Raw genomic sequence first — 21,754 nt, 5'->3', positions numbered from 1 at the left:
AAGTTGTGATAGATAAATTTGAAAAATCGTTGATATATTGCAAGTTGTGATAGATAAATTTGAAAAATCGTTGATATATTGCAAGTTGTGATAGATAAATTTGAAAAATCGCTGATATATTGCAAGTTGTGATAGATATATTCGAAAAACCGTTAATATAATTTCATTTACCGATATCTATATATGGTTCACCGAAAACAAACAGGGATGTCACTCAGTTAAAAAAGTGACATCCCTGTTTTTAATTCTCTGCAGAATAAATAATATCTAAATTCCCATTTTGATCGGTTTTGAAAATCGGGGCAATTTGCTCTTCTTGCTCTTCGACTGAAACAAGTTTTCGAGCACGATCCATAATTCGAACAAGCATCGCGTAATCTTCTTCGATTGCTTGTTGTTTTTTTGTGAGTACTGCTAATTTCGTTTCAAGTTCATGATTCGTTTTTTGCAGAGAGGTGAGTTGAGCTTGTAATACATCATTTTCAGTTTGCAACTTTACAAGTGAAGGATTGTTATGTTCTAAATTTTGTAAAAATGAAATGACATTTTGCATTGTAAGATCTTGTTTACTTGGCGTAATATCTTCTGAAAAATCGGCGTCAATTACGAGTTGTTTCGTTTTCGTGAACCGATCTTTTTCTATATTAGCTTCAGAACGTTTTAATTCTTTACGTTGTTTTTTTGCAAGCTGCACCGCATCTTCGTAATTCGGTCTTACTTCAGCATTCCATCTAAAGCCGCAAGCTGCTGAAGTCCGGTTCAACGCATCGCCAACTTCATCAAATGCTTTTATTTGTGTACTTCCGCTGCGAATATGTCGTAAAACAGTTTCTGCTAAAAGGAGATCATCTTCTTTTGTCCATGCATCTTGACGTGTTTTCATAAGCGAAGCCTCCATAATGGTGACGTTTTCGTTTATGTTACCCTTTATTTTTCGTTTTATTCGAAGTTTGTAATCTTTCATAAACAGTAGAAAGTGCTTGCTCAAATTTTCCTGTCGTTTTCGGTTTATAATATTGCTTGCTTTTTATTTTATCAGGTAAGTATTGTTGCCTTACCCAGCCGTTTGGATGGTCGTGCGGATATAAATATCCAATGCCTCTTCCAAGTGATTCTGCGCCTTTGTAATGACTATCTTTTAAATGGCTTGGAATGTCACCTGTTTGACCGTTGCGTAAATCGTGTAATGCAGCATCAAGTGCTTTATAAGCTGAATTTGATTTTGGTGATAAGCATAGCTCGATAACGGCATTTGCAAGTGGGATGCGTGCTTCTGGGAATCCAACTCGTTCAGCTGATTCAATTGCAGCTAGTGTACGTGGTCCAGCTTGTGGGCTAGCAAGTCCAATATCTTCATAAGCCATAATAAGAAGGCGTCTGCCAATGCTTTGTAAATCACCTGCTTCAATAAGGCGTGCTAAATAATGGAGTGCTGCATTTACATCACTTCCGCGCACTGATTTTTGAAATGCTGATAATACATCATAATGAGCATCGCCGCCTTTGTCGTGGACGAAGCTCTTCTTTTGTAAGCATTCTTCTGCAATCTCGAGTGTGATTTCAGCCGCTTGATCGTCTGTAGTAAAGCTAGATAATACAGCAAGCTCAAGTGCGTTATAAGCGGAACGCATATCACCACCAGAGGCGTTTGCAAAGTGATGTAGTGCTTCATCTGTTACCGTTACTGCATATTCTCCAAGCCCTTTTTCTTTATCTTCTAAAGCTCTTTTTAACCCAATTAAAATATCTTCTTCTGTTAGTGCGTGTAATTCGAAAATTTGACACCTGCTTCGAATAGCGGAGTTTATTGCATGGAATGGATTACTTGTCGTAGCACCAATTAAAGTAAGAAGTCCGCTTTCTAAGTGAGGTAATAGAAAGTCTTGCTTTGCTTTATCTAGACGGTGAACTTCATCTAAAATTAAAACGAGGTGTCGATGCATCTTCGCTTCTTGTACGACAACTTCCATATCTTTTTTATTGTGAGTAACAGCGTTCAATAGACGAAACGGGGTACCGGTACTTCCTGCAATTGCACTGGCAATGGATGTTTTTCCTGTACCTGGAGGACCGTATAAAATCATAGATTGAAAATGATTGGCTTGGACCATTCGCCATAAAATCTTTCCTTCACCAACTAAATGTTGTTGCCCAATAATTTCTTGAATATTTGTAGGGCGCATTCGATGTGCGAGTGGTTGTTTCATTTGGACCGTCTCCCTTAATATATAATCTCGTTCTATCGTATCATTTTTTTCTACGGAATTTGAAATAGGATGCTGTTTTATGGGAAAAATGAAGGTTAATATTTTCATTTTTCTTTCAATTGTAATAATTTCCGAGTTTTTCAATGTGATTTTATGTTATCATTTTGATACACAAGTTGAAATTTCTTATAATACTATATTATGCTATAATTTCATAGGATTTTAAATTGTGTTCTTTTTATAAATAAGATATAACCAATAGAAGTGAAAATTTGAAAAGAGGTGCAAAATAGATGAAGATTTCAACAAAAGGCCGCTATGGCTTAACAATTATGATTGATCTTGCAAAAAAGTTTGGTGAAGGTCCGATTTCATTAAAATCAATTGCGCAGGCGCATGACTTATCCGAGCATTACTTAGAGCAATTAATTTCACCACTTCGTAACGCTCGTCTTGTAAAGAGTACGCGCGGGGCATACGGCGGATATGTATTATCTGATCAACCGGCTAACATTACAGCTGGGGATGTAATCCGTGTATTAGAGGGACCGATTAGTGTTGTAGAAATGATAGAAGAAGAAGAGCCAGCACAGCGCCAGTTATGGATGCGTGTTCGTGATGCGGTGCAAGAAGTGTTAGATAGTACAACGTTAGAAGATTTAGTACGTTATGAGGAAGAAAATCACGGGGGCTATATGTTTTACATTTAATTCCTTGTGAAACGATTTGGAAAGAAGGAGATTTAATGGAACGCATTTACTTAGATCATGCTGCGACATCTCCGACTCACCCAGAAGTGGTCGAAAAGATGATTCCATATATGACAGAAATATTCGGGAACCCGTCTAGTATTCACTTTTATGGACGTCAAACTCGCCATGCAGTAAATGAGGCGAGACGAGTGTGTGCACGCAGCATTCATGCGAATCCGAATGAAATTATATTTACGAGCGGTGGTACAGAAGCTGATAATTTAGCGCTTATCGGTGTAGCACGTGCGAACCGTCATAAAGGTAACCACATAATAACGACGCAAATTGAACATCATGCGATTTTGCATACGTGCGAATTGTTAGAGCGTGAAGGGTTTGAAGTGACATATTTACCTGTCGATGAAACAGGGCTTATTCAAGTTTCTGACATACAAAAGGCATTAACAGAAGAGACGATTCTTGTATCTGTTATGTTTGGGAATAATGAAGTAGGGACAATGCAACCAATTGTGGAAATAGGAAAGTTGCTAAAAGATCATCAAGCTTATTTCCATACAGATGCGGTACAAGCTTACGGTTTAGTAGAAATTAATGTGAAAGAGTTTGGAATTGATTTATTATCAATTTCAGCTCATAAAATTAATGGGCCAAAAGGTGTAGGGTTCTTATTCGCTGGTGCAAATGTGAAATTTGAACCGTTATTAATAGGCGGAGAGCAAGAAAGAAAACGCCGTGCTGGTACGGAAAATGTGCCTAGTATTGCTGGGCTTCAGCATGCAATTCTTATAGCTGAAAAAACTCGTGAGCAAAAAAATGCCCAATATGAAGAGTTTAAAGATATAATGGTATCTGTCTTCAAAAATGAAGGCATTACTTTCGAGGTAAACGGAAACTTAGAACATCGCTTACCGCATGTACTTAATGTAAGTTTTACAGGAATGAACATTGAACCATTTCTTGTGAACTTAGACCTTGCTGGCATTGCAGTATCAAGCGGTTCTGCTTGTACAGCTGGTTCGATTGATCCATCACATGTATTAGTAGCGATGTTTGGAAAAGACTCCGATCAAATACGTTCATCCGTACGCTTTAGTTTTGGACTTGGAAATACGAAAGAGCAAATTGAAAAAGCGGCGTACGAAACAGTGAAAATCGTGAAGCGATTAACACAAAATTAGCATGGGAGGTGACATGATGAACAAACTACCTCACGAAACACGCGTTGTCATCGGAATGTCCGGTGGCGTCGATTCATCTGTAGCAGCACTTTTATTAAAAGAGCAAGGTTATGATGTAATCGGAATTTTTATGAAAAACTGGGATGATACAGATGAGAATGGTGTCTGCACAGCAACAGAAGATTACAATGATGTAATTGAAGTGTGTAACCAAATTGGTATTCCGTATTATGCAGTAAACTTTGAAAAACAATACTGGGATAAAGTATTTACGTACTTCTTAGATGAGTATCGAGCTGGTCGTACACCAAACCCAGATGTAATGTGTAATAAAGAAATTAAATTTAAAGCATTTTTAGAGCATGCAATTGCGCTTGGTGCGGATTATGTGGCAACAGGCCATTATGCACGCGTTGCTTATATGGACGGCGAATATAAAATGCTTCGCGGCGTTGATGACAATAAAGATCAAACATATTTCTTAAATCAATTAAGCCAAGAGCAATTATCAAAAACAATGTTCCCGTTAGGTGAATTAAAGAAACCGCAAATTCGTGAAATGGCGAAAGAAGCTGGCTTAGCGACAGCGGCGAAAAAAGATAGTACAGGTATTTGCTTCATTGGTGAGCGTAACTTTAAAGATTTCTTAAGTAACTACTTACCGGCACAACCAGGTGTAATGCAAACATTATCTGGTGAAGTGAAAGGGAAGCATGACGGTTTAATGTATTATACAATTGGACAACGTCATGGCCTTGGAATTGGTGGTAATGGTGATCCATGGTTTGCTGTTGGGAAAAATCTAAAAGAAAACATTTTATATGTTGATCAAGGATTCCATAACGAACTTCTATATGGTGATGAAGTTATTGCTACGAATGTAGGATGGGTAAGTAACAAAGAAAAAGAAACAGAATTTAAGTGCACGGCGAAATTCCGTTATCGTCAAGAAGACAATAAAGTAACGGTTCAAATCGTTGATGAAAATACAGTTCGTATTCTTTGTGATGAGCCAATTCGTGCAATTACACCAGGACAAGCAGTCGTTTTCTATGATGGAGATGAGTGCTTAGGCGGTGCTACAATTGATGAAGTATACCGTAGTGGTAAGAAATTGGATTATTTAGGATAAACGAGAAGCCTCTGCCGATTAGCGGTTAGAGGTTTCTTTTACATAAAGCGAATTTTCGTTCGCTTGGAAAATACATTCTTTGTTATAATTTGTTGTAGAGGTGAAGGACATGTCAAACAAACTTGAAACAGGTATTCAATATATGCAAGAAGGAAACTGGGAAGAAGCAGCTAAAAATTTTACAGAAGCAATCGAAGAAAATCCGAAAGATGCGCTTGGATACATTAATTTTGCAAATTTATTAGACGTATTAGGTGATAGCGAGCGAGCGATTTTATTTTATAAACGCGCACTAGAGTTAGATGATAAATCTGCAGCTGCCTATTATGGTTTAGGAAATGTATATTATGGCCAAGAGCAATTTACTGAGGCGAAAGCTGTATTTGAACAAGCAATGCAAGCTGGATTACAATCAGCTGATGTAACATTTATGTTAGGTATCACACATGTACAGCTTGGAAATGATCGTCTTGCACTACCATTCTTACAAAGAGCAACAGAATTAGATGAAAACGATGTAGAAGCTGTATTCCAGTGCGGACTTTGCTTCGCGCGATTAGAACATGTTCAAGAGGCGAAACCTTATTTTGAAAAGGTATTAGAAATGGATGAAGAGCATGCAGATGCGTATTACAATTTAGGTGTTGCGTACGTATTTGAGGAAAATAATGAGAAGGCTCTCGCTTTATTTAAGAAAGCAACTGAAATTCAGCCAGATCACTTTTTAGCGGGTAATGGCGTTCGTTTATTAGAGCAAGAAGCTGAATAAGATAAAAATATAGTTTAATGGGTAGTTATCCCTCATCTAAAAAGGTGGGGGATGTACTGCTCATTAAAGTGAAAATATCGGAAAGGAGAGGAAAGATGGGAAATCAACATGCAATGGATTTGTTTGAGGAAGAGAAAAAGTTTATAAAAGCGCAAGTTCTTCATACCATTTTCCACAACGAAGAAAACCTCTATTCCGTTGTCAGTATGAAAGTCATTGAAACGAATGAAACGTATGACGAAAAGAAAGTAATGATAAACGGTCATTTTCCCCGCATGCATGAAGATGAAGTGTTTACATTGACTGGTCATTTTAAGGACCATCCAAAGTATGGAAAACAATATATGGTTGAAACATTTAAAAAAGAATTGCCGCAAACAAAAGCAGGTATGGTGCAATATTTAGCGAGTGATTTATTTAAAGGGATAGGAAAGCGTACAGCTGAAAAAATTGTGGACCATCTCGGAGAACATGCTATTTCTAAAATTATGGATGACCCTGAGGCATTAAATGGTGTTGTTAATAAACAAAAGGCTCAGGAAATATATGAGACAATTGTTGAACATCAAGGATTAGAGAAAGTAATGAGCTTTTTAAATGGCTACGGTTTTGGAACGAAACTTTCTATTAAGATTTACCAGCAATATAAAGAGATGACATTAGAAGTGATTCGTAATAATCCGTATCAACTTATTGAAGAAGTGGACGGGATTGGTTTTGGAAGAGCGGATGATATAGGGCGTGCGTTAGGGATATCGGGTAATCATGACGACCGTGTACGAGCGGGATGTTTTTACACATTAGAGAATGTCTCATTACAACTTGGTCATGTTTATATGAGGAAAGATCAACTTGTAAGAGAAACGATGTCACTTTTAAACAATCAAGAAGGAAGAGTGACTGAGGAAGATATTATAGGTTGTATTGAAACGATGCAAAGTGAAGGGAAAGTCATCATAGAAGAAGAACGAGTGTATTTAGCGACGTTATTCTACTCTGAAAAAGGTGTTGTAAAGTCTATTCGCAGGCTTATGAATCAAGAAGAAACACCTTCATTTCCAGAAGCGGAAGTGTTAAAAACGTTAGGTGAAATTGAAGAACAACTGAACGTACAATATGCACCGTTTCAGCAAGAAGCAATTCAAACGGCACTTCATAAACCGATGATGTTATTGACAGGTGGACCAGGAACAGGGAAAACAACAGTTATTAAAGGGATTGTTGAAATGTATGCGTCACTTCACGGATTATCGTTAAATCCGAATGAATACAGTGATGATAATCCATTTCCAATACTATTAACAGCTCCAACAGGAAGAGCAGCGAAGCGGATGAGTGAATCGACAGGACTTCCAGCTTGCACAATTCACCGTTTACTTGGTTGGACGCCAGAAGGATCTTTCCAGCGTAATGAAACGGATCCTGTCCAAGGTAAGCTCCTTATTATCGATGAATTTTCAATGGTTGATATTTGGCTTGCAAATCAGCTATTTAAGTCGTTGCCGACGAATATTCAAGTTATCGTTGTAGGTGATGAAGATCAGTTGCCATCTGTAGGACCTGGACAAGTATTAAAAGATTTATTAAATGCAGGCGCAGTTCCGACAGTGAAGCTTACTGAAATTTATCGTCAAGCGGAAGGCTCATCAGTGATTCAACTTGCCCATGCGATAAAAAATGGAACTCTACCACCAGATTTAGCGCAAAACAAAAAAGATCGTTCGTTTATCAGCTGTACAGGGGCTCAAATTGTTGAGGTTGTGAAAAAAGTTTGCGAAAATGCTAAAACAAAAGGCTTTAGTGCAAGGGATGTTCAAGTATTAGCACCGATGTACCGCGGGCCTGCTGGTATTAATGTATTAAACGAAGCGCTGCAACAAGTATTTAATCCGAAGAGGGAAAAGAGTAAAGAAATTGCTTACGGTGATGTTGTGTACCGAAGAGGTGATAAAGTACTGCAACTCGTGAATCAGCCGGAGAGCCAAGTGTTTAATGGTGATATTGGGGAAATTGTTTCGGTGTTTTATGCAAAAGAAAACGTTGAGCAACAAGATATGATTATCGTTTCATTTGATGGAATTGAGGTAACGTATACGAAGCCCGATTTAAATCAAATTACGCATGCATATTGTTGTTCTATTCATAAATCACAAGGTAGTGAATTTCCGATTGTTATTATGCCAATCGTGAAAAGTTACAACCGTATGTTACGTCGTAATTTAATTTACACGGGTATTACAAGAAGTAAGAAGTTCCTTATTATTTGCGGGGAGGAAGCAGCTTTCCAATCTGGTGTAAATCGCCTTGATGATGCAATGCGTCAAACAACTTTAGCTAGTCGCTTGCAAGAATCACAAGGAGAAGTACAGATGGTCACAGTTAATGGCGAGGAAATGGACGTGGAAAACATTTCACCGTATGATTTCATGTAACAAGGTGAAATTATATAGTGAAACTTTCAAACGCATAGCGTTGAAAGGCTCCAGTAATGTATAAATGAATGCAGTTTGGACATAATGGCGAATAGAATCTGGGAGACTGTAAGGAGATGAAAGCCATATGTTCATTTGTCCAAATTGCAAAGGGAAAGACATTGGAAAAATAGGTGTCAACCAATTTTATTGCTGGAATTGTTATATCGAATTATCGGTTTCAAAGGGGAAAATCCATACACATCAAGTTGAGGAAGACGGTTCATTAAGCTCTCTTGATGATTTATTTGATGAGAATGAAAGAACGATCGGATAACGAAAAGGGGGATTTACTTTGAATCTACGCAATTCATTAATCGCATTAGGTGTTGGAGCTGCAGCATATCAATATGCTCGTAAACAAGATGTATTTTCAAAACGCAATATGAAAAAAGCACGTAAGATGATTAAGTCTTACTTATAATCATTTCGATAAATTGAAAAACTCCCTTGTAGACAAGGGAGTTTTTTTATGCACCCATATGCAAATAAAAAAGTCCGATCTCTGAGAAAAGATAAGATAGACCGTAGCAGCCAACGCCAAGTATTCCATACTGCCATAATTGCTTCGCTTTTTCTTTACGTGAGGAATGAATAAAGAACCCCTTCCAAATACCGAACCCGATACAAATCCATTCAAGAATCATAAAAAGTGCTGATAATCCAAGCATAAACAAAACCATAATTAGCCCTCCTGATTATATTAATTCATGCTGTATTCTCAGGGGTGGTTGTCCTTGTTATGTTATTTATATGTACGTCTTTAAAAAACAGTATGGTCCGTATGAAAAGATTTTAAAAGTTTCGCACATAACCTACCCCATTTATTTTCAAAATAAAGGTGGAGGAGGTTTTTCATGTGAAGAATCTTAAAATCATTTGGATATATCGTTTAGGATTATTGTTACTTGTTTTTCTTTGTCTGCTCGTCTTTTTAAAAATTAAGCCGCTATGGGCACCGATTATTTTTGTATTTAAAGTAGCAATCACGCCGTTTCTTATCGCGTGTTTTATTGCGTATTTATTGCACCCTTTAATTGAAAAAATTCATAAGGAAGGGATGCCCCGTACACTTGCCATTTTGCTCATTTATATCCTTTTCTTTGGCGGAATTGGTTATGGGATTTATAAAGGAACACCAGTCGTTATTAAACAGTTACAAGAGATTAATGAACAATTTCCCCAGTTTACAAAGATGTACGATTCGTGGATGGATGGCGTTACAGAACAAACAGCGAATTTCCCTTCGTTCATTCATGAAAAGGTGAAGCAACTTTTTGTGGGTGTGGAAACGAAGATTCAAGCGCTTTTAAATAAAGTGATGAGTACAGCTCGTGGTGTACTCGATTCATTGCTCATTATTTTCTTAATACCGTTCATTGTATTTTACATATTAAAAGATTATGGTGAGTTTTATCATATCTTTTGGAAACTAGTCCCAAGTAAATGGCGAGGTACGGGGCAAATGCTTGCGAAAGAAATTGATAAGTCACTTGGAAGCTATATTCGAGGACAGTTATTTGTTTGTTTAGTATTAGGGGGAGTATCAGCTCTTTCTTTTTGGTTTATCGGTATGAAATATCCATTATTGCTTGGCATTATTATTGGGGTAACGGATATAATCCCATACTTCGGTCCTATTTTAGGAGCGATCCCGACGTTAATGATTGCAGCAACAGTATCAACGAGTTTACTTATTAAGGCGGGGATCACGATTGCGATTTTGCAATTTGTGGAGAGTAACATTTTATCGCCTTACATCGTTGGTAAGTCACTTCGTATGCATCCCGTTATTATTATGCTTGCCTTACTAGTTGGGGGAGAGGTGGCTGGGATTGTAGGATTGCTAATATCGGTTCCGATTTTAGCAGTTATTCGCACTGTCATTGTTCATGTGAGACCGCTCTTGAAAAAAGAAGATGTGTAAGTATAGAAGCCCTCTATGTAAGAAATAGAGGGCTAATCATATATTTATTTAGAAAGTTGCTCGTGTATTTTTTGAATGAGGGAGCTCACATCATTTGTTTGAATATGTTTTATTTTTTTCCATTCGTTATCATACATAAATATAATTTGATTGTTGAAAAGACGCTTTTGTTCTTTTAGATTAGAAATTTTTGCGAAAGAGTACTCTTCAAATATTGGATTCTTACTTACATCTGGCCCATAAAAGAATAGTCTTTTGTTCGTTAAAATTAGCAATCCTGGCCTTGCGACGGAACGATAAATAAATATGTCTAATGAACATGCTGCGTAAAATAATATCGTTTCGTCAGTCGCTAATATGTTTTTAGCTTTGCTAAGTAAGGTTGTCATTGTGATCGCTCCTTTATTTTATTAACAATAATTTAATTATAGCAAAAAAAGTAATATTTAGAAATTTTTATAAATCATTCTTATAAGGAGATTCCGATTTGTTAATAAACGCATAATATATGAAAAGGCTGTTAAGAATGAATAGTAGAATACCTATGATTAATAAGCAATTAATACAATATAAATGATTATCTACATTGACAAACTTAAGAGAATTCTATTATATTTAGTCATATAATACATTAAATCAATGACGGAACAAGTACGTTACAGTCCATTTATAGAGAGAAGCTTCCATATGGCTGAAAGAAGCTTTAAATGAAGGGTAACAGAAAGCTAATCCTGAGAGCAGCTAATCACTGCCGTCTTGCCACGTTACGGCACCATGAGGTGATGAATTGATTGTTATTGTAATCAATTCATAATTAGGGTGGTATCGCGAGTTAACTCTCGTCCCTTTTATAGGGACGGGAGTTTTTTATATTTAAGGAGGAAAATACAATGAAACAACTAACAGGCGCACAAATTCGTCAAATGTTTTTAGACTTTTTCCAAGAAAAAGGACATGCAGTAGAACCTAGTGCATCACTAGTTCCGCATGAAGATCCATCTCTTCTATGGATTAATAGTGGTGTAGCTACATTAAAAAAATATTTTGATGGACGTGTAATCCCACAAAATCCACGTATTACAAATGCTCAAAAATCAATTCGTACAAACGATATTGAAAACGTAGGGAAAACAGCTCGTCACCATACATTCTTTGAAATGTTAGGAAACTTCTCAATTGGTGATTACTTCAAAGAAGAAGCAATTACATGGGCTTGGGAATTCTTAACGAGCGACAAATGGATCGGATTCGATAAAGAATTACTATCAGTTACAATCCATCCAGAAGATGAAGAAGCATTCACAATTTGGAATGAGAAAATGGGCGTTCCAAAAGAGCGTATTATCCGCTTAGAAGAAAACTTCTGGGATATCGGTGAAGGGCCAAGTGGACCGAATACAGAGATTTTCTATGACCGCGGAGAAGCTTACGGTAATGACTTTAGTGACCCAGAATTATATCCAGGCGGAGAAAACGAGCGTTACTTAGAAGTATGGAACCTTGTATTCTCTCAATTTAACCATAATCCAGACGGTTCATATACACCACTTCCTAAGAAAAACATTGATACAGGGATGGGTCTAGAGCGTATGACATCTATCGTTCAAGATGTACCTACGAACTTTGATACAGACCTATTCATGCCGATGATTGGTGCAACAGAAACAATTTCTGGTGAAAAATATCGTAATGGCGATTTAGAAAAAGATATGGCATTCAAAGTAATTGCTGACCATATCCGTACAGTAACATTCGCTGTTGGTGACGGTGCTCTTCCATCTAACGAAGGCCGTGGTTATGTATTACGTCGTTTATTACGCCGCGCTGTTCGTTATTCGAAGAAATTAAACATCAACCGTCCATTTATGTTTGAATTAGTACCGGTTGTTGGAGAAGTAATGAAAGACTTCTATCCAGAAGTACTTGAAAAGAAAGATTTCATTGCGAAAGTTGTGAAGAACGAAGAAGAGCGTTTCCATGAAACACTTCATGATGGTGAAGCGATTTTAGCTGAAGTAATTGCAAAAGCAAAAGAAGAAAAAACAACTGTTATTTCTGGAGTAGATGCGTTCCGTCTATATGACACATACGGTTTCCCAATTGAATTAACAGAAGAATATGCAGAAGAAGCTGGCATGACAGTTGATCATGAAGGTTTTGAAAATGAAATGGAAAAACAACGTGAGCGTGCACGTGCTGCTCGTCAAGACGTTGATTCTATGCAAGTTCAAGGTGGTGTCCTTGGAGAAATTAAAGTAGCGAGCGAATTCGTTGGTTACGGTACAGTTGCAACAGAAAGTAACGTTGTTGCACTTGTGAAAAACGGCGAATACACAGACAGCTTACAAGCTGGTGAAGAAGGACAGTTAATTCTTGATGTAACACCATTCTATGCTGAGAGTGGTGGACAAATTGCAGACCGTGGTTACCTTCTTGCAGATGGTGTGAAAGTTCTTGTAAAAGACGTACAAAAAGCACCAAACGGCCAAAACTTGCATAAAGTTGTTGTTGAAGAAGGTACATTAACGAAAGATGCGGCTGTAAAAGCTATTATCGATACGAAAAACCGTAGTAGCGTTGTAAAAAATCATACAGCAACTCACTTACTACACCAAGCATTAAAAGACGTACTTGGAACACACGTTAACCAAGCAGGTTCTCTTGTAACTTCTGAACGTCTACGTTTTGACTTCTCTCATTTCGGTCAAGTACAAGCTGACGAATTAGAAAAAATTGAGCGTATGGTAAACGAAAAAATTTGGGAAAGTATTGATGTTGAGATTTCTCAAAAAGCAATCGAAGAAGCGAAAGAAATGGGCGCAATGGCATTATTCGGTGAAAAATACGGAGATGTTGTACGCGTTGTACAAGTTGGCGATTACAGCTTAGAGCTTTGTGGTGGTTGTCACGTTGATAATACAGCTTCTATCGGTATTTTCAAAATCGTTGCTGAGTCTGGTATTGGTGCAGGAACTCGTCGTATTGAAGCAGTAACTGGTAAGTCTGCATACGAATTAATGAACGATCAAGTAGGTTTATTAAAAGAAGCAGCAGGAAAAATGAAAACAAATCCGAAAGATATTTTAACAAGAGTTGATGGTCTATTTGCTGAAGTGAAACAACTGCAAAAAGAAAATGAATCTCTTGCTGCGAAATTAAGCAATATCGAAGCTGGAAACTTAACTGATTCTGTAATGACAGTTGATGGTGTGAATGTATTAGCAGCGAAAGTAAATGTTGCAGATATGAACAACTTACGTACGATGATGGATGGTCTGAAAAATAAATTAGAGTCAGCAGTTGTTGTATTAGCGTCTGTTAATGACGATAAAGTAAACATCCTAGCAGGTGTAACGAAAGACTTAATTAGCCAAGGTTACCATGCTGGTAAACTTGTGAAAGAAGTAGCTTCTCGTTGCGGCGGTGGCGGTGGTGGCCGTCCTGATATGGCACAAGCAGGTGGTAAAAACCCAGCTCAAGTCGAAGAAGCTTTAGCATTTGTACAAGAGTACGTTAAATCTGTTTCAAAATAAAGAGATAGTAGTGTACAATGGTAGGGAGAGGAGAAGTTCTTCTCCCTATACTTACTATATAAGTGAGGTGCTTGAAATGGACGGTTTTGATAAAACAATGAAGTTTAGCATTCAAGATGAAAAACAGAGTGTCCATGTAAATGATGTACTTTTAACTGTGTATGATGCACTTCAAGAAAAAGGCTATAATCCGATTAACCAAATCGTCGGTTATTTATTAAGTGGAGACCCAGCATACATACCTCGCCATAAAGATGCACGTAGCATCATTCGCAAGCTTGAACGTGATGAGTTAATTGAAGAGCTTGTGAAGTCTTACTTGAAACATCATCGTGAGGAGTAGTTTATGCGGATATTAGGTTTAGATGTAGGTACAAAAACAGTCGGAGTTGCAATTAGCGACGAGATGGGCTGGACAGCACAAGGATTAGAAACAATTAAGATTAACGAAGAACGAGGTCACTTTGGTTTTGATCGTATTTCTGAGTTAGTAAAGCAGTACAATGTGGACAAAATAGTAGTAGGTTTACCTAAAAATATGAATGGTACAATTGGCCCACGTGGTGAAGCGTGCCAACAATTTGCAGAAAACCTACGAGAGCTGTTACAATTAGACGTTGTAATGTGGGACGAGCGTTTGTCAACAATGGCAGCGGAACGTCTACTCATTTCAGCCGATGTAAGCCGTAAGAAGCGAAAGCAAGTAATTGATAAGATGGCTGCAGTCGTAATCTTACAAGGATTTTTAGATAGTAAATAAGAGGTGACCAAAATGGAAGAAAATCAAATTACAATTGTAGACGAAAAAGGTAACGAACATTTATGTGAAATTATTTTCACTTTTGACGCTGAAAAATTTGGCAAAAAATCATACGTAGTCTTCTCTCCAATCGGTGAAGTAGACGAAGATGGAGACCAAATTTATGATGCAATGGCTTATGAGCAAAATGAAGAAGAGGGCGGAACTTTACTTCCAATCGAATCTGAAGAAGAGTGGGAAATGGTACAAGAAATGTTCAACACTCTAGCTGATGAGCAAGAAGCTGAATAATAAGTACTGAAAAGATGGACGACATACAGTCCATCTTTTTTTGTATTTATATGTAAAATGAAAGATTTTTTGTCGAAACTGTGTAAGTCTTTGTAGTATAATGAGACGGATTGTAGAAAAATAAAGTGTCAATTAAAAAAGATAAGTGAATTTGTTGCGTTTTTACATCGTGCTGTATAGAAAGGTGTACATACGGTCTACAATTAAGTAAGGAGGAAATGTTTTGATAGAGAATCAAGTGAAAAAGAAGCGTAGACGCATCTTTTTATTTTCGATTATTGCACTGCTTTTAGTTTGTGGTTCAGTCTATGCGTATATTTCATCCGCATTAGGACCAGTTGATAGCGGGAATAAAAAAGAGATTGAAGTAGAAATTCCGAAAGGATCATCTACAAGTAAAATTGGAGAAATTTTAGAAGAAAAAGGCGCTGTAAAAAACGGTACAGTTTTTAGTTTTTATACAAAGGCTAAATCGAAAAGTTTACAAGCAGGTACATATTTATTAAATCCTTCAATGAATGCTGAAGATGTGATCGAACAAATGTCATCTGGCAACGTGCATCGTCCAGCTCTTTATAAAGTGACGATTAAAGAAGGGGCGCAAATAACTGAAATTGCAGAAACGATTGCGACAGAACTAAAGTGGAATAAAGATGATGTTACGCGTCAATTAAACGATAAAGCATTTATTCAAAAAATGCAGCAAAAGTATCCGAAGTTATTAACGGATAAAATCTTTGATAGTAATATTAAATACCCATTAGAAGGTTATTTATATCCTGCAACGTATTCGTTTTATAAGAAAGATACGACGTTAGAAGAAATTGTAATTCCAATGCTTGAGAAAACAAATGCAATCATTGTTCAAAATGAGGCGAAAATGAAAGCGAAGAATTGGGATGTTCATCAGCTTTTAACAATATCTTCACTTATTGAAGAAGAGGCAACTGGTTTTACAGATCGTCAAAAGATCTCTAGCGTCTTTTATAATCGTTTAGCAAAAGGTATGCCGCTTCAAACGGATCCAACGGTATTATATGCACTTGGAAAGCATAAACAACGTGTATTATACGAAGATTTAAATGTCAACTCACCGTATAATACGTATGTTGTAAAAGGATTGCCGGTAGGGCCGATCGCAAACTCTGGTAAACATTCAGTGGAAGCTGCGTTAGAACCTGCGCAAACAGATTATTATTATTTCTTAGCTGCACCAAGTGGTGAAGTGTATTATGCGAAAACATTAGAAGAGCATAATGCATTAAAGCAAAAATACATTACGAAAAAACAGTGAAATGGGGAGGGATAGCGAAAAAAGTCGCACATCCCTCTTTTTTGTGGTAAAATATATCGGGTTAAAAACTGGCAGAAGAATCGTTTTTAATATCAAAACGGGACGTACAAGCTAAGGGTAAAGCTGGCTTGTATTTTTATTGCATTCTATGTGTGAAAAGACGTCATAGAGGCACTTCTCCATGTAAATAAGGAGGACCATTTATGGAGGATGCAGTTAACGAGTACCTATTATCATTTATTGATCCGAAAGATAAATTAATTCTTGAAATGGAAGAATATGCAACAGAAAATCATGTGCCGATTATGGATCGACTTGGAATGGAATTTATGCTGCAATTTTTACGTTTAATTGGACCGAAAAGCATTTTAGAACTTGGAACAGCAATCGGTTATTCTAGTATTCGTATGATGCAAGCTATTCTAAATTCACGTATTGTGACAGTTGAGCGCAATCGTGAGAGATATGAAAAAGCACTTGAATATATAGAACGTTCCCCAGTAACAGATCGTATTTCAGTTATTTACGGTGATGCGTTAGAGACAGGTGAACAAGTAAAAGAACACGGGACATTTGACGTTATTTTTATTGATGCAGCAAAAGGACAGTATCGTCGCTTTTTTGACTTATATGAACCGTTATTAAATCCTGGTGGAGTAATTATTTCAGATAATGTTATGTACCACGGCCTTGTAACGACAAAAGAGAAAATTGAAAACAGACGTACACGTGGTTTAATCCGTCGTATTAAGACGTACAATGAGTGGCTTATGAATCATGAAGGATATGATACAACGATTTTCCCAATTGGTGATGGAGTAGCTGTTAGTAAAAAGAGAGGGTGACCAAGGTATGAAGAAACCTGAATTGTTAGTAACGCCAAGAGCGGTGGCGGATATCGAACCTCTTGCGAAAGCAGGAGCAGATGCGGTAATGATCGGTGAGCAAAAGTTTGGTTTACGTTTAGCAGGGGAGTTTTCACGTGAAGATGTAAAACAAACTGTGAAGATTGCACATGAAAATGGTGTGAAAGTATACGTAGCCATGAACGCTATGTTCCACAACGATAAAGTAGAAGAATTAACAGATTACGTTTCATTTTTAAACGAAGTAAATGTAGATGCAATTGTTTTCGGAGATCCAGCGGTATTAATGGCTGTTCGCGAAGTAGCACCAAATATGCAGTTGCACTGGAATACAGAAACGACAGCAACAAACTGGTTCACTTGTAACTACTGGGGACAAAGAGGAGCGAAGCGCGCTGTATTAGCTCGTGAGCTGAGCTTAGATGAAATTGTTGATTTAAAAGAAAATGCTGAAGTGGAACTAGAAGTACAAATTCACGGTATGACTTGTATGTTCCAATCGAAGCGTTCATTAGTAGGAAACTACTTTGAGTATCAAGGACGTAATCTTGACATTGAAAAGAAAAAATATGAAGAGAATATGTTCTTATATGACCCAGAGCGTAACAATAAATATCCAATTTATGAAGATGAAAATGGTACTCACATTATGAGTCCGAACGATATTTGTTTCATCGATGAATTAGAGGAACTAATCGAAGCTGAAGTTGATAGCTTAAAAATCGACGGTGTACTAAAAAGCTCTGAATACATTATTGAAGTAACGAAGAAATATCGTCAAGCGATTGATTTATGCGTAGAAGATCGTGATGCATATTATGACGTGAAAGATGATCTATATAAAGAAATAGAAGAAATGCAACCAGTAAATCGTCCGTTAGATACAGGATTCTTCTTTAAAGAAACGGTTTACTAAACGAGGAGGGTGTAGGAAATGACTGTACAAGAAATTTCACGAGTGATCGATGGCAAACGTGTTATTGTGAAGAAACCTGAACTGTTAATCCCTGCGGGTAACTTAGAAAAATTAAAAGTAGCTATCCATTACGGGGCAGATGCTGTATATTTAGGTGGACAAGAATTTGGTCTTCGTTCGAATGCAGGTAACTTTACGCTAGAAGAAATGGCAGAAGGCGTTGAGTTTGCAAAGAAGTATGGAGCAAAAATATACGTAACAACAAATATCTTTGCACATAATGAAAATATGGACGGGCTAGAGGAATATTTAAAAGGGATTGAAAAAGCTGGCGTAACGGGAATTATCGTTGCTGATCCGCTTATCATTGAGACTTGTAAACGCGTAGCGCCTTCTGTTGAGGTGCATTTAAGCACACAGCAATCACTATCCAACTGGAAAGCAGCACAGTATTGGAAAGAAGAAGGTTTACATCGTCTTGTATTAGCTCGTGAAGCAAGCTATGAAGAAATGAAAGAAATTAAAGAAAAAGTGGATATTGAAATTGAAGCATTCGTACATGGTGCAATGTGTATCGCATATTCAGGAAGATGTACATTAAGTAACCATATGACAGCGCGTGATTCTAATCGTGGTGGTTGTTGCCAATCTTGCCGCTGGGATTATGATTTAGTTCAAACAGTATCACAACATAAAGATGCAAAAGAGCTTCCTCTCTTCCAAGAAGGAGATGCTCACTTTGCGATGAGTCCAAAAGATTTAAATTTAATTTTATCAATTCCGAAAATGATTGAAATCGGAATCGATAGCTTAAAGGTAGAAGGACGTATGAAATCAATCCATTACGTAGCGACTGTAGCAACTGTATATCGTAAAGTAATTGATGCTTATTGTGCGGATCCAGATAACTTTGAGTTTAAACAAGAATGGTTAGATGAGCTTGATAAATGTGCAAATCGTGATACAGCTCCTGCATTCTTTGAAGGGGTTCCAGGACATCAAGAGCAAATGTTTGGAAATCATAGTAAGAAAACAACGTATGATTTTGCTGGTTTAGTGTTAGATTATAATGAAGAAACGGGCATCGTAACGATTGAGCAACGTAATCATTTCAAACCAGGACATGAAGTGGAGTTCTTTGGACCAGAAATAGAAAACTTTACGCAAACGGTGGAGAAAATTTGGGATGAGGATGGAAACGAATTAGATGCAGCGAGACATCCGTTGCAAATCGTGAAATTCAAAGTGGATCAACGAGTGTATGTGAATAATATGATGCGCAAAAGCATACTTCAATAAGAAAGAGTGATAGTCGAATGGGGACGAATAAGCCTGTTGTAATTGGAATTGCTGGTGGTTCGGGATCAGGTAAAACGAGTGTAACGAAAGCGATTTTTGACCATTTTAAAGGTCATTCTATTTTAATCTTAGAGCAAGATTATTATTACAAAGATCAAAGCCATTTACCAATGGAAGAGCGTTTAAAAACAAATTATGATCATCCGCTTGCGTTTGATAATGATCTGTTAATTGAACATTTGCAGCAGTTGCTTGCATATGAGCAAATTGATAAGCCTGTATATGACTATACATTGCATACGCGTTCAGAAGAAATTATTCCAGTTGAGCCGAAAGATGTAATTATTTTAGAAGGAATTCTTATTTTAGAAGACCCACGTCTTTGCGAGTTAATGGACATTAAATTATTCGTTGATACGGATGCTGACCTTCGTATTCTGCGCCGCATGCAGCGTGATATTAAAGAGCGCGGTCGTACGATGGATTCAGTTATTGATCAGTACGTAAATGTTGTACGTCCAATGCACAATCAATTTATTGAGCCTTCTAAGAAATTTGCGGATATTATTATCCCTGAAGGTGGACAAAACCACGTTGCAATTGATATTATGGTGACAAAAATTGCAACAATTCTTGAACAAAAAGTAAATTTGTAATAGCATAGTAAAAGATATACGATAGGAAGGGATTTTTTCCCTTCCTATCGAATACAATGAAACATGCAACCTCATCTATATATAGGTGAGGGCATATTTATATCAACTTTCCATACATATCTTCTTTATATAAAGAAGAATTGGAAATACGGGGTTGTATGTGACAACTCCGCTAGTGCAAGGGTACTAGAAACCTCCGCTAACAATGGAAGCGGAGGAGTTTTCATATGGAACTCCTCTTTTTTTCGGGGGATTGGTATATAAAAGGAGTGGAAAATATGTCAACAGAAAAAACATACCCTATGACGCAAGAGGGTAAGCAAAAACTAGAGAACGAACTTGAGCAATTAAAAACAGTAAGACGTAAAGAAGTAGTAGAACGTATTAAAATCGCACGTAGCTTCGGGGATCTTTCTGAGAACTCTGAGTACGATGCAGCGAAAGATGAGCAAGCGTTCGTAGAAGGACGTATTACACAATTAGAAAATATGATTCGTAACGCAGTTATTATTAAAGATACTGGCGAAGTATCAACTGTTGTTACATTAGGTAAAACAGTAACATTTAAAGAATTACCAAACGGAGATGAAGAAGCATACACAATCGTAGGTAGCGCGGAAGCTGATCCATTCGAAGGAAGAATTTCTAACGATTCTCCAATCGCAAAAAGCTTATTAGGTAAGCAAATTGGTGAGAAAGTAACAATCCAAACACCAGGCGGAGAAATGCAAGTAGAGATTGTCTCTGTAAAATAAAAAAAAGATTCTCCTATCGGGAGAATCTTTTTTTTTTATCCCGCTACTTGCCAGGCAGTAAGACCCTCATTTCAAAATTCAGCGGAAGCAAAGAAGTTAGGTGGGCGTCAGGCTGATTAAAGTTTCACTTTATCTGTAGTATAAAAAAATTTGTGTAAACCTTAGAGTGATTCGACAAAAAATGTCAAAAAAACACTTTAAACTTTGATATCATAATTGGAGAATATAGGTTTCAAAAGGGAAAAGGGGCTAATTATGAAACATAAAATTTTTACAGGATTGATTTGTAGTATCTCCATATTAGGACTGGCTGCTTGCGGAACGAATGAGGAAACTACATCATCAAAGGGAGAAAAAGTGAAGCAAGAAGAAAAACAGGATATTAAAGCAACAGAGAGTTCAAAAGCCTTAGAAAATCCACAAGATAAAAAGGAATTCAATGATTTTGATGTAGCGTATCAACTAGCTATTGTGATGAAAATATTTCAAGATGTAACCATTAAGTACGATTATGCGATTGGGAATCCAGATTATTTATTGCGAGATTCGATGGATCAAAAAACAATAGATGATATGAAGAATATGTTACAAGAACAGGCGAAGAATAATGATAAAATTTTAAAAGATGAAGTGAATCAAGCATATACATATTTAAAACAATCGAAAGTAAGTAATAAAGATGACGTTCAAAAAATAATAGATGCACAAAATAATTATTTACATATTGTAGATAAGATGATTACTTGTATTGATTCTGTAACAGTTGAGAATGCAAAAGAAAAAAGAAATGAAATGGATAATTTTAGTAAGGAATATTTAAAGGTAGCGGCTAATGTAACAACTACTGTAATTGAAGTTGCTAAAAACACTGGAGTGAATGAAACTGAATTTAAATCGCTTCTTACGAAATTTTTAGAGAAGCCAAAAAAACAATAATAGCTTTATATAATATCTATTTTTGTTTTGGAGCTTGTATAAATAAAATAG

At 36.9% G+C, this 21,754-nt stretch carries 23 protein-coding genes and 1 other annotated feature; of the genes, 19 read left to right on the top strand and 4 right to left on the bottom strand.

All coding sequences use genetic code 11. The features are described 5' to 3' along the window. Positions 1 to 241: 241 nt before the first annotated feature. Both ACTFSL_RS13440 and ACTFSL_RS13435 read right to left on the bottom strand, forming a co-directional pair. The gene (locus tag ACTFSL_RS13440) at positions 242 to 883 is read right to left on the bottom strand and encodes an RsfA family transcriptional regulator (protein WP_440041843.1); all 642 of its coding nucleotides are present in this window, start codon (positions 881 to 883) and stop codon (positions 242 to 244) included. A gap of 37 nt (positions 884 to 920) precedes the next feature. Further along, positions 921 to 2,207, bottom strand: coding sequence for a replication-associated recombination protein A (locus ACTFSL_RS13435; RefSeq protein ID WP_000812943.1), 1,287 nt, complete (start codon positions 2,205 to 2,207; stop codon positions 921 to 923). 293 nt (positions 2,208 to 2,500) lie between these two features. Between ACTFSL_RS13435 and cymR the strand changes: the two genes are divergently transcribed. From cymR to ACTFSL_RS13400, 7 genes are all read left to right on the top strand, one after another. Beyond that, on the top strand, positions 2,501 to 2,917 hold the full coding sequence (cymR, locus tag ACTFSL_RS13430) for a cysteine metabolism transcriptional regulator CymR (protein ID WP_000704116.1): 417 nt from the start codon (positions 2,501 to 2,503) through the stop codon (positions 2,915 to 2,917). Between the two features lie 35 nt (positions 2,918 to 2,952). Beyond that, positions 2,953 to 4,098, top strand: coding sequence for a cysteine desulfurase family protein (locus ACTFSL_RS13425; RefSeq protein ID WP_440041841.1), 1,146 nt, complete (start codon positions 2,953 to 2,955; stop codon positions 4,096 to 4,098). Between the two features lie 16 nt (positions 4,099 to 4,114). Beyond that, a complete protein-coding gene (mnmA, locus tag ACTFSL_RS13420) occupies positions 4,115 to 5,230 on the top strand; it encodes a tRNA 2-thiouridine(34) synthase MnmA (RefSeq protein WP_001038010.1) in 1,116 nt (371 codons plus the stop codon). Positions 5,231 to 5,339: 109 nt separating this feature from the next. After that, on the top strand, positions 5,340 to 5,999 hold the full coding sequence (locus ACTFSL_RS13415; protein ID WP_000066409.1) for a tetratricopeptide repeat protein: 660 nt from the start codon (positions 5,340 to 5,342) through the stop codon (positions 5,997 to 5,999). Positions 6,000 to 6,094: 95 nt separating this feature from the next. Continuing rightward, positions 6,095 to 8,431: an SF1B family DNA helicase RecD2 gene (gene recD2, locus ACTFSL_RS13410; RefSeq protein ID WP_000528082.1), complete on the top strand. Its 2,337-nt coding sequence runs from the start codon at positions 6,095 to 6,097 to the stop codon at positions 8,429 to 8,431. 127 nt (positions 8,432 to 8,558) lie between these two features. Next, positions 8,559 to 8,747 (top strand): hypothetical protein, encoded by a 189-nt coding sequence (locus ACTFSL_RS13405; RefSeq protein WP_000469281.1) that lies wholly within the window; start codon positions 8,559 to 8,561, stop codon positions 8,745 to 8,747. An 18-nt stretch (positions 8,748 to 8,765) separates the two neighbouring features. Next, positions 8,766 to 8,894, top strand: a complete 129-nt coding sequence (locus ACTFSL_RS13400; protein ID WP_001053553.1) for a YrzQ family protein — start codon at positions 8,766 to 8,768, stop codon at positions 8,892 to 8,894. Between the two features lie 46 nt (positions 8,895 to 8,940). Here the strand turns inward: ACTFSL_RS13400 and ACTFSL_RS13395 are convergent, their stop codons facing one another. Further along, positions 8,941 to 9,153: a hypothetical protein gene (locus ACTFSL_RS13395; RefSeq protein WP_000242535.1), complete on the bottom strand. Its 213-nt coding sequence runs from the start codon at positions 9,151 to 9,153 to the stop codon at positions 8,941 to 8,943. A 176-nt stretch (positions 9,154 to 9,329) separates the two neighbouring features. Between ACTFSL_RS13395 and ACTFSL_RS13390 the strand changes: the two genes are divergently transcribed. Further along, a complete protein-coding gene (locus ACTFSL_RS13390) occupies positions 9,330 to 10,397 on the top strand; it encodes an AI-2E family transporter (protein WP_000793128.1) in 1,068 nt (355 codons plus the stop codon). Between the two features lie 44 nt (positions 10,398 to 10,441). Here ACTFSL_RS13390 and ACTFSL_RS13385 read toward each other — a convergent pair whose 3' ends face one another. Continuing rightward, complete coding sequence (locus tag ACTFSL_RS13385) at positions 10,442 to 10,786, bottom strand: PH domain-containing protein (RefSeq protein ID WP_000209577.1); 345 nt, start codon at positions 10,784 to 10,786, stop codon at positions 10,442 to 10,444. A 241-nt stretch (positions 10,787 to 11,027) separates the two neighbouring features. Further along, positions 11,028 to 11,247: a binding site (T-box leader), on the top strand. A gap of 40 nt (positions 11,248 to 11,287) precedes the next feature. On the opposite strand from ACTFSL_RS13385, the gene alaS reads away from it, so the two are divergent. The 11 genes from alaS (at position 11,288) to ACTFSL_RS13330 (ending at position 21,703) form a co-directional block, all read left to right on the top strand. Then, positions 11,288 to 13,930 carry an alanine--tRNA ligase gene (alaS, locus tag ACTFSL_RS13380; RefSeq protein WP_440041838.1) on the top strand — a complete coding sequence of 881 codons (2,643 nt, stop codon included), beginning with the start codon at positions 11,288 to 11,290 and terminating at the stop codon, positions 13,928 to 13,930. Between the two features lie 76 nt (positions 13,931 to 14,006). Beyond that, positions 14,007 to 14,273 carry an IreB family regulatory phosphoprotein gene (locus ACTFSL_RS13375; RefSeq protein ID WP_000348590.1) on the top strand — a complete coding sequence of 89 codons (267 nt, stop codon included), beginning with the start codon at positions 14,007 to 14,009 and terminating at the stop codon, positions 14,271 to 14,273. A gap of 3 nt (positions 14,274 to 14,276) precedes the next feature. Then, complete coding sequence (gene ruvX / locus ACTFSL_RS13370; RefSeq protein ID WP_001221193.1) at positions 14,277 to 14,690, top strand: Holliday junction resolvase RuvX; 414 nt, start codon at positions 14,277 to 14,279, stop codon at positions 14,688 to 14,690. A gap of 12 nt (positions 14,691 to 14,702) precedes the next feature. Further along, positions 14,703 to 14,981: a DUF1292 domain-containing protein gene (locus ACTFSL_RS13365; protein WP_000392247.1), complete on the top strand. Its 279-nt coding sequence runs from the start codon at positions 14,703 to 14,705 to the stop codon at positions 14,979 to 14,981. Positions 14,982 to 15,204: 223 nt separating this feature from the next. Further along, positions 15,205 to 16,275 (top strand): endolytic transglycosylase MltG, encoded by a 1,071-nt coding sequence (gene mltG / locus ACTFSL_RS13360; RefSeq protein WP_440041837.1) that lies wholly within the window; start codon positions 15,205 to 15,207, stop codon positions 16,273 to 16,275. Positions 16,276 to 16,478: 203 nt separating this feature from the next. Continuing rightward, on the top strand, positions 16,479 to 17,120 hold the full coding sequence (locus tag ACTFSL_RS13355) for an O-methyltransferase (RefSeq protein ID WP_440041836.1): 642 nt from the start codon (positions 16,479 to 16,481) through the stop codon (positions 17,118 to 17,120). Between the two features lie 7 nt (positions 17,121 to 17,127). After that, the gene (locus ACTFSL_RS13350) at positions 17,128 to 18,057 is read left to right on the top strand and encodes a peptidase U32 family protein (protein ID WP_000742801.1); all 930 of its coding nucleotides are present in this window, start codon (positions 17,128 to 17,130) and stop codon (positions 18,055 to 18,057) included. An 18-nt stretch (positions 18,058 to 18,075) separates the two neighbouring features. Next, positions 18,076 to 19,356: a peptidase U32 family protein gene (locus tag ACTFSL_RS13345; protein WP_000217974.1), complete on the top strand. Its 1,281-nt coding sequence runs from the start codon at positions 18,076 to 18,078 to the stop codon at positions 19,354 to 19,356. A 17-nt stretch (positions 19,357 to 19,373) separates the two neighbouring features. Next, positions 19,374 to 20,012, top strand: a complete 639-nt coding sequence (udk, locus tag ACTFSL_RS13340; protein ID WP_000537078.1) for a uridine kinase — start codon at positions 19,374 to 19,376, stop codon at positions 20,010 to 20,012. A gap of 278 nt (positions 20,013 to 20,290) precedes the next feature. Then, a complete protein-coding gene (gene greA, locus ACTFSL_RS13335) occupies positions 20,291 to 20,767 on the top strand; it encodes a transcription elongation factor GreA (RefSeq protein WP_000102591.1) in 477 nt (158 codons plus the stop codon). Positions 20,768 to 21,022: 255 nt separating this feature from the next. Further along, positions 21,023 to 21,703: a hypothetical protein gene (locus ACTFSL_RS13330; RefSeq protein WP_000680869.1), complete on the top strand. Its 681-nt coding sequence runs from the start codon at positions 21,023 to 21,025 to the stop codon at positions 21,701 to 21,703. Positions 21,704 to 21,754 lie beyond the last annotated feature (51 nt).

This window comes from Bacillus cereus group sp. MYBK108-1, assembly GCF_051917185.1.
Classification (GTDB): domain Bacteria; phylum Bacillota; class Bacilli; order Bacillales; family Bacillaceae_G; genus Bacillus_A; species Bacillus_A cereus.
This window is presented reverse-complemented; position numbering and strand designations above follow the sequence as displayed.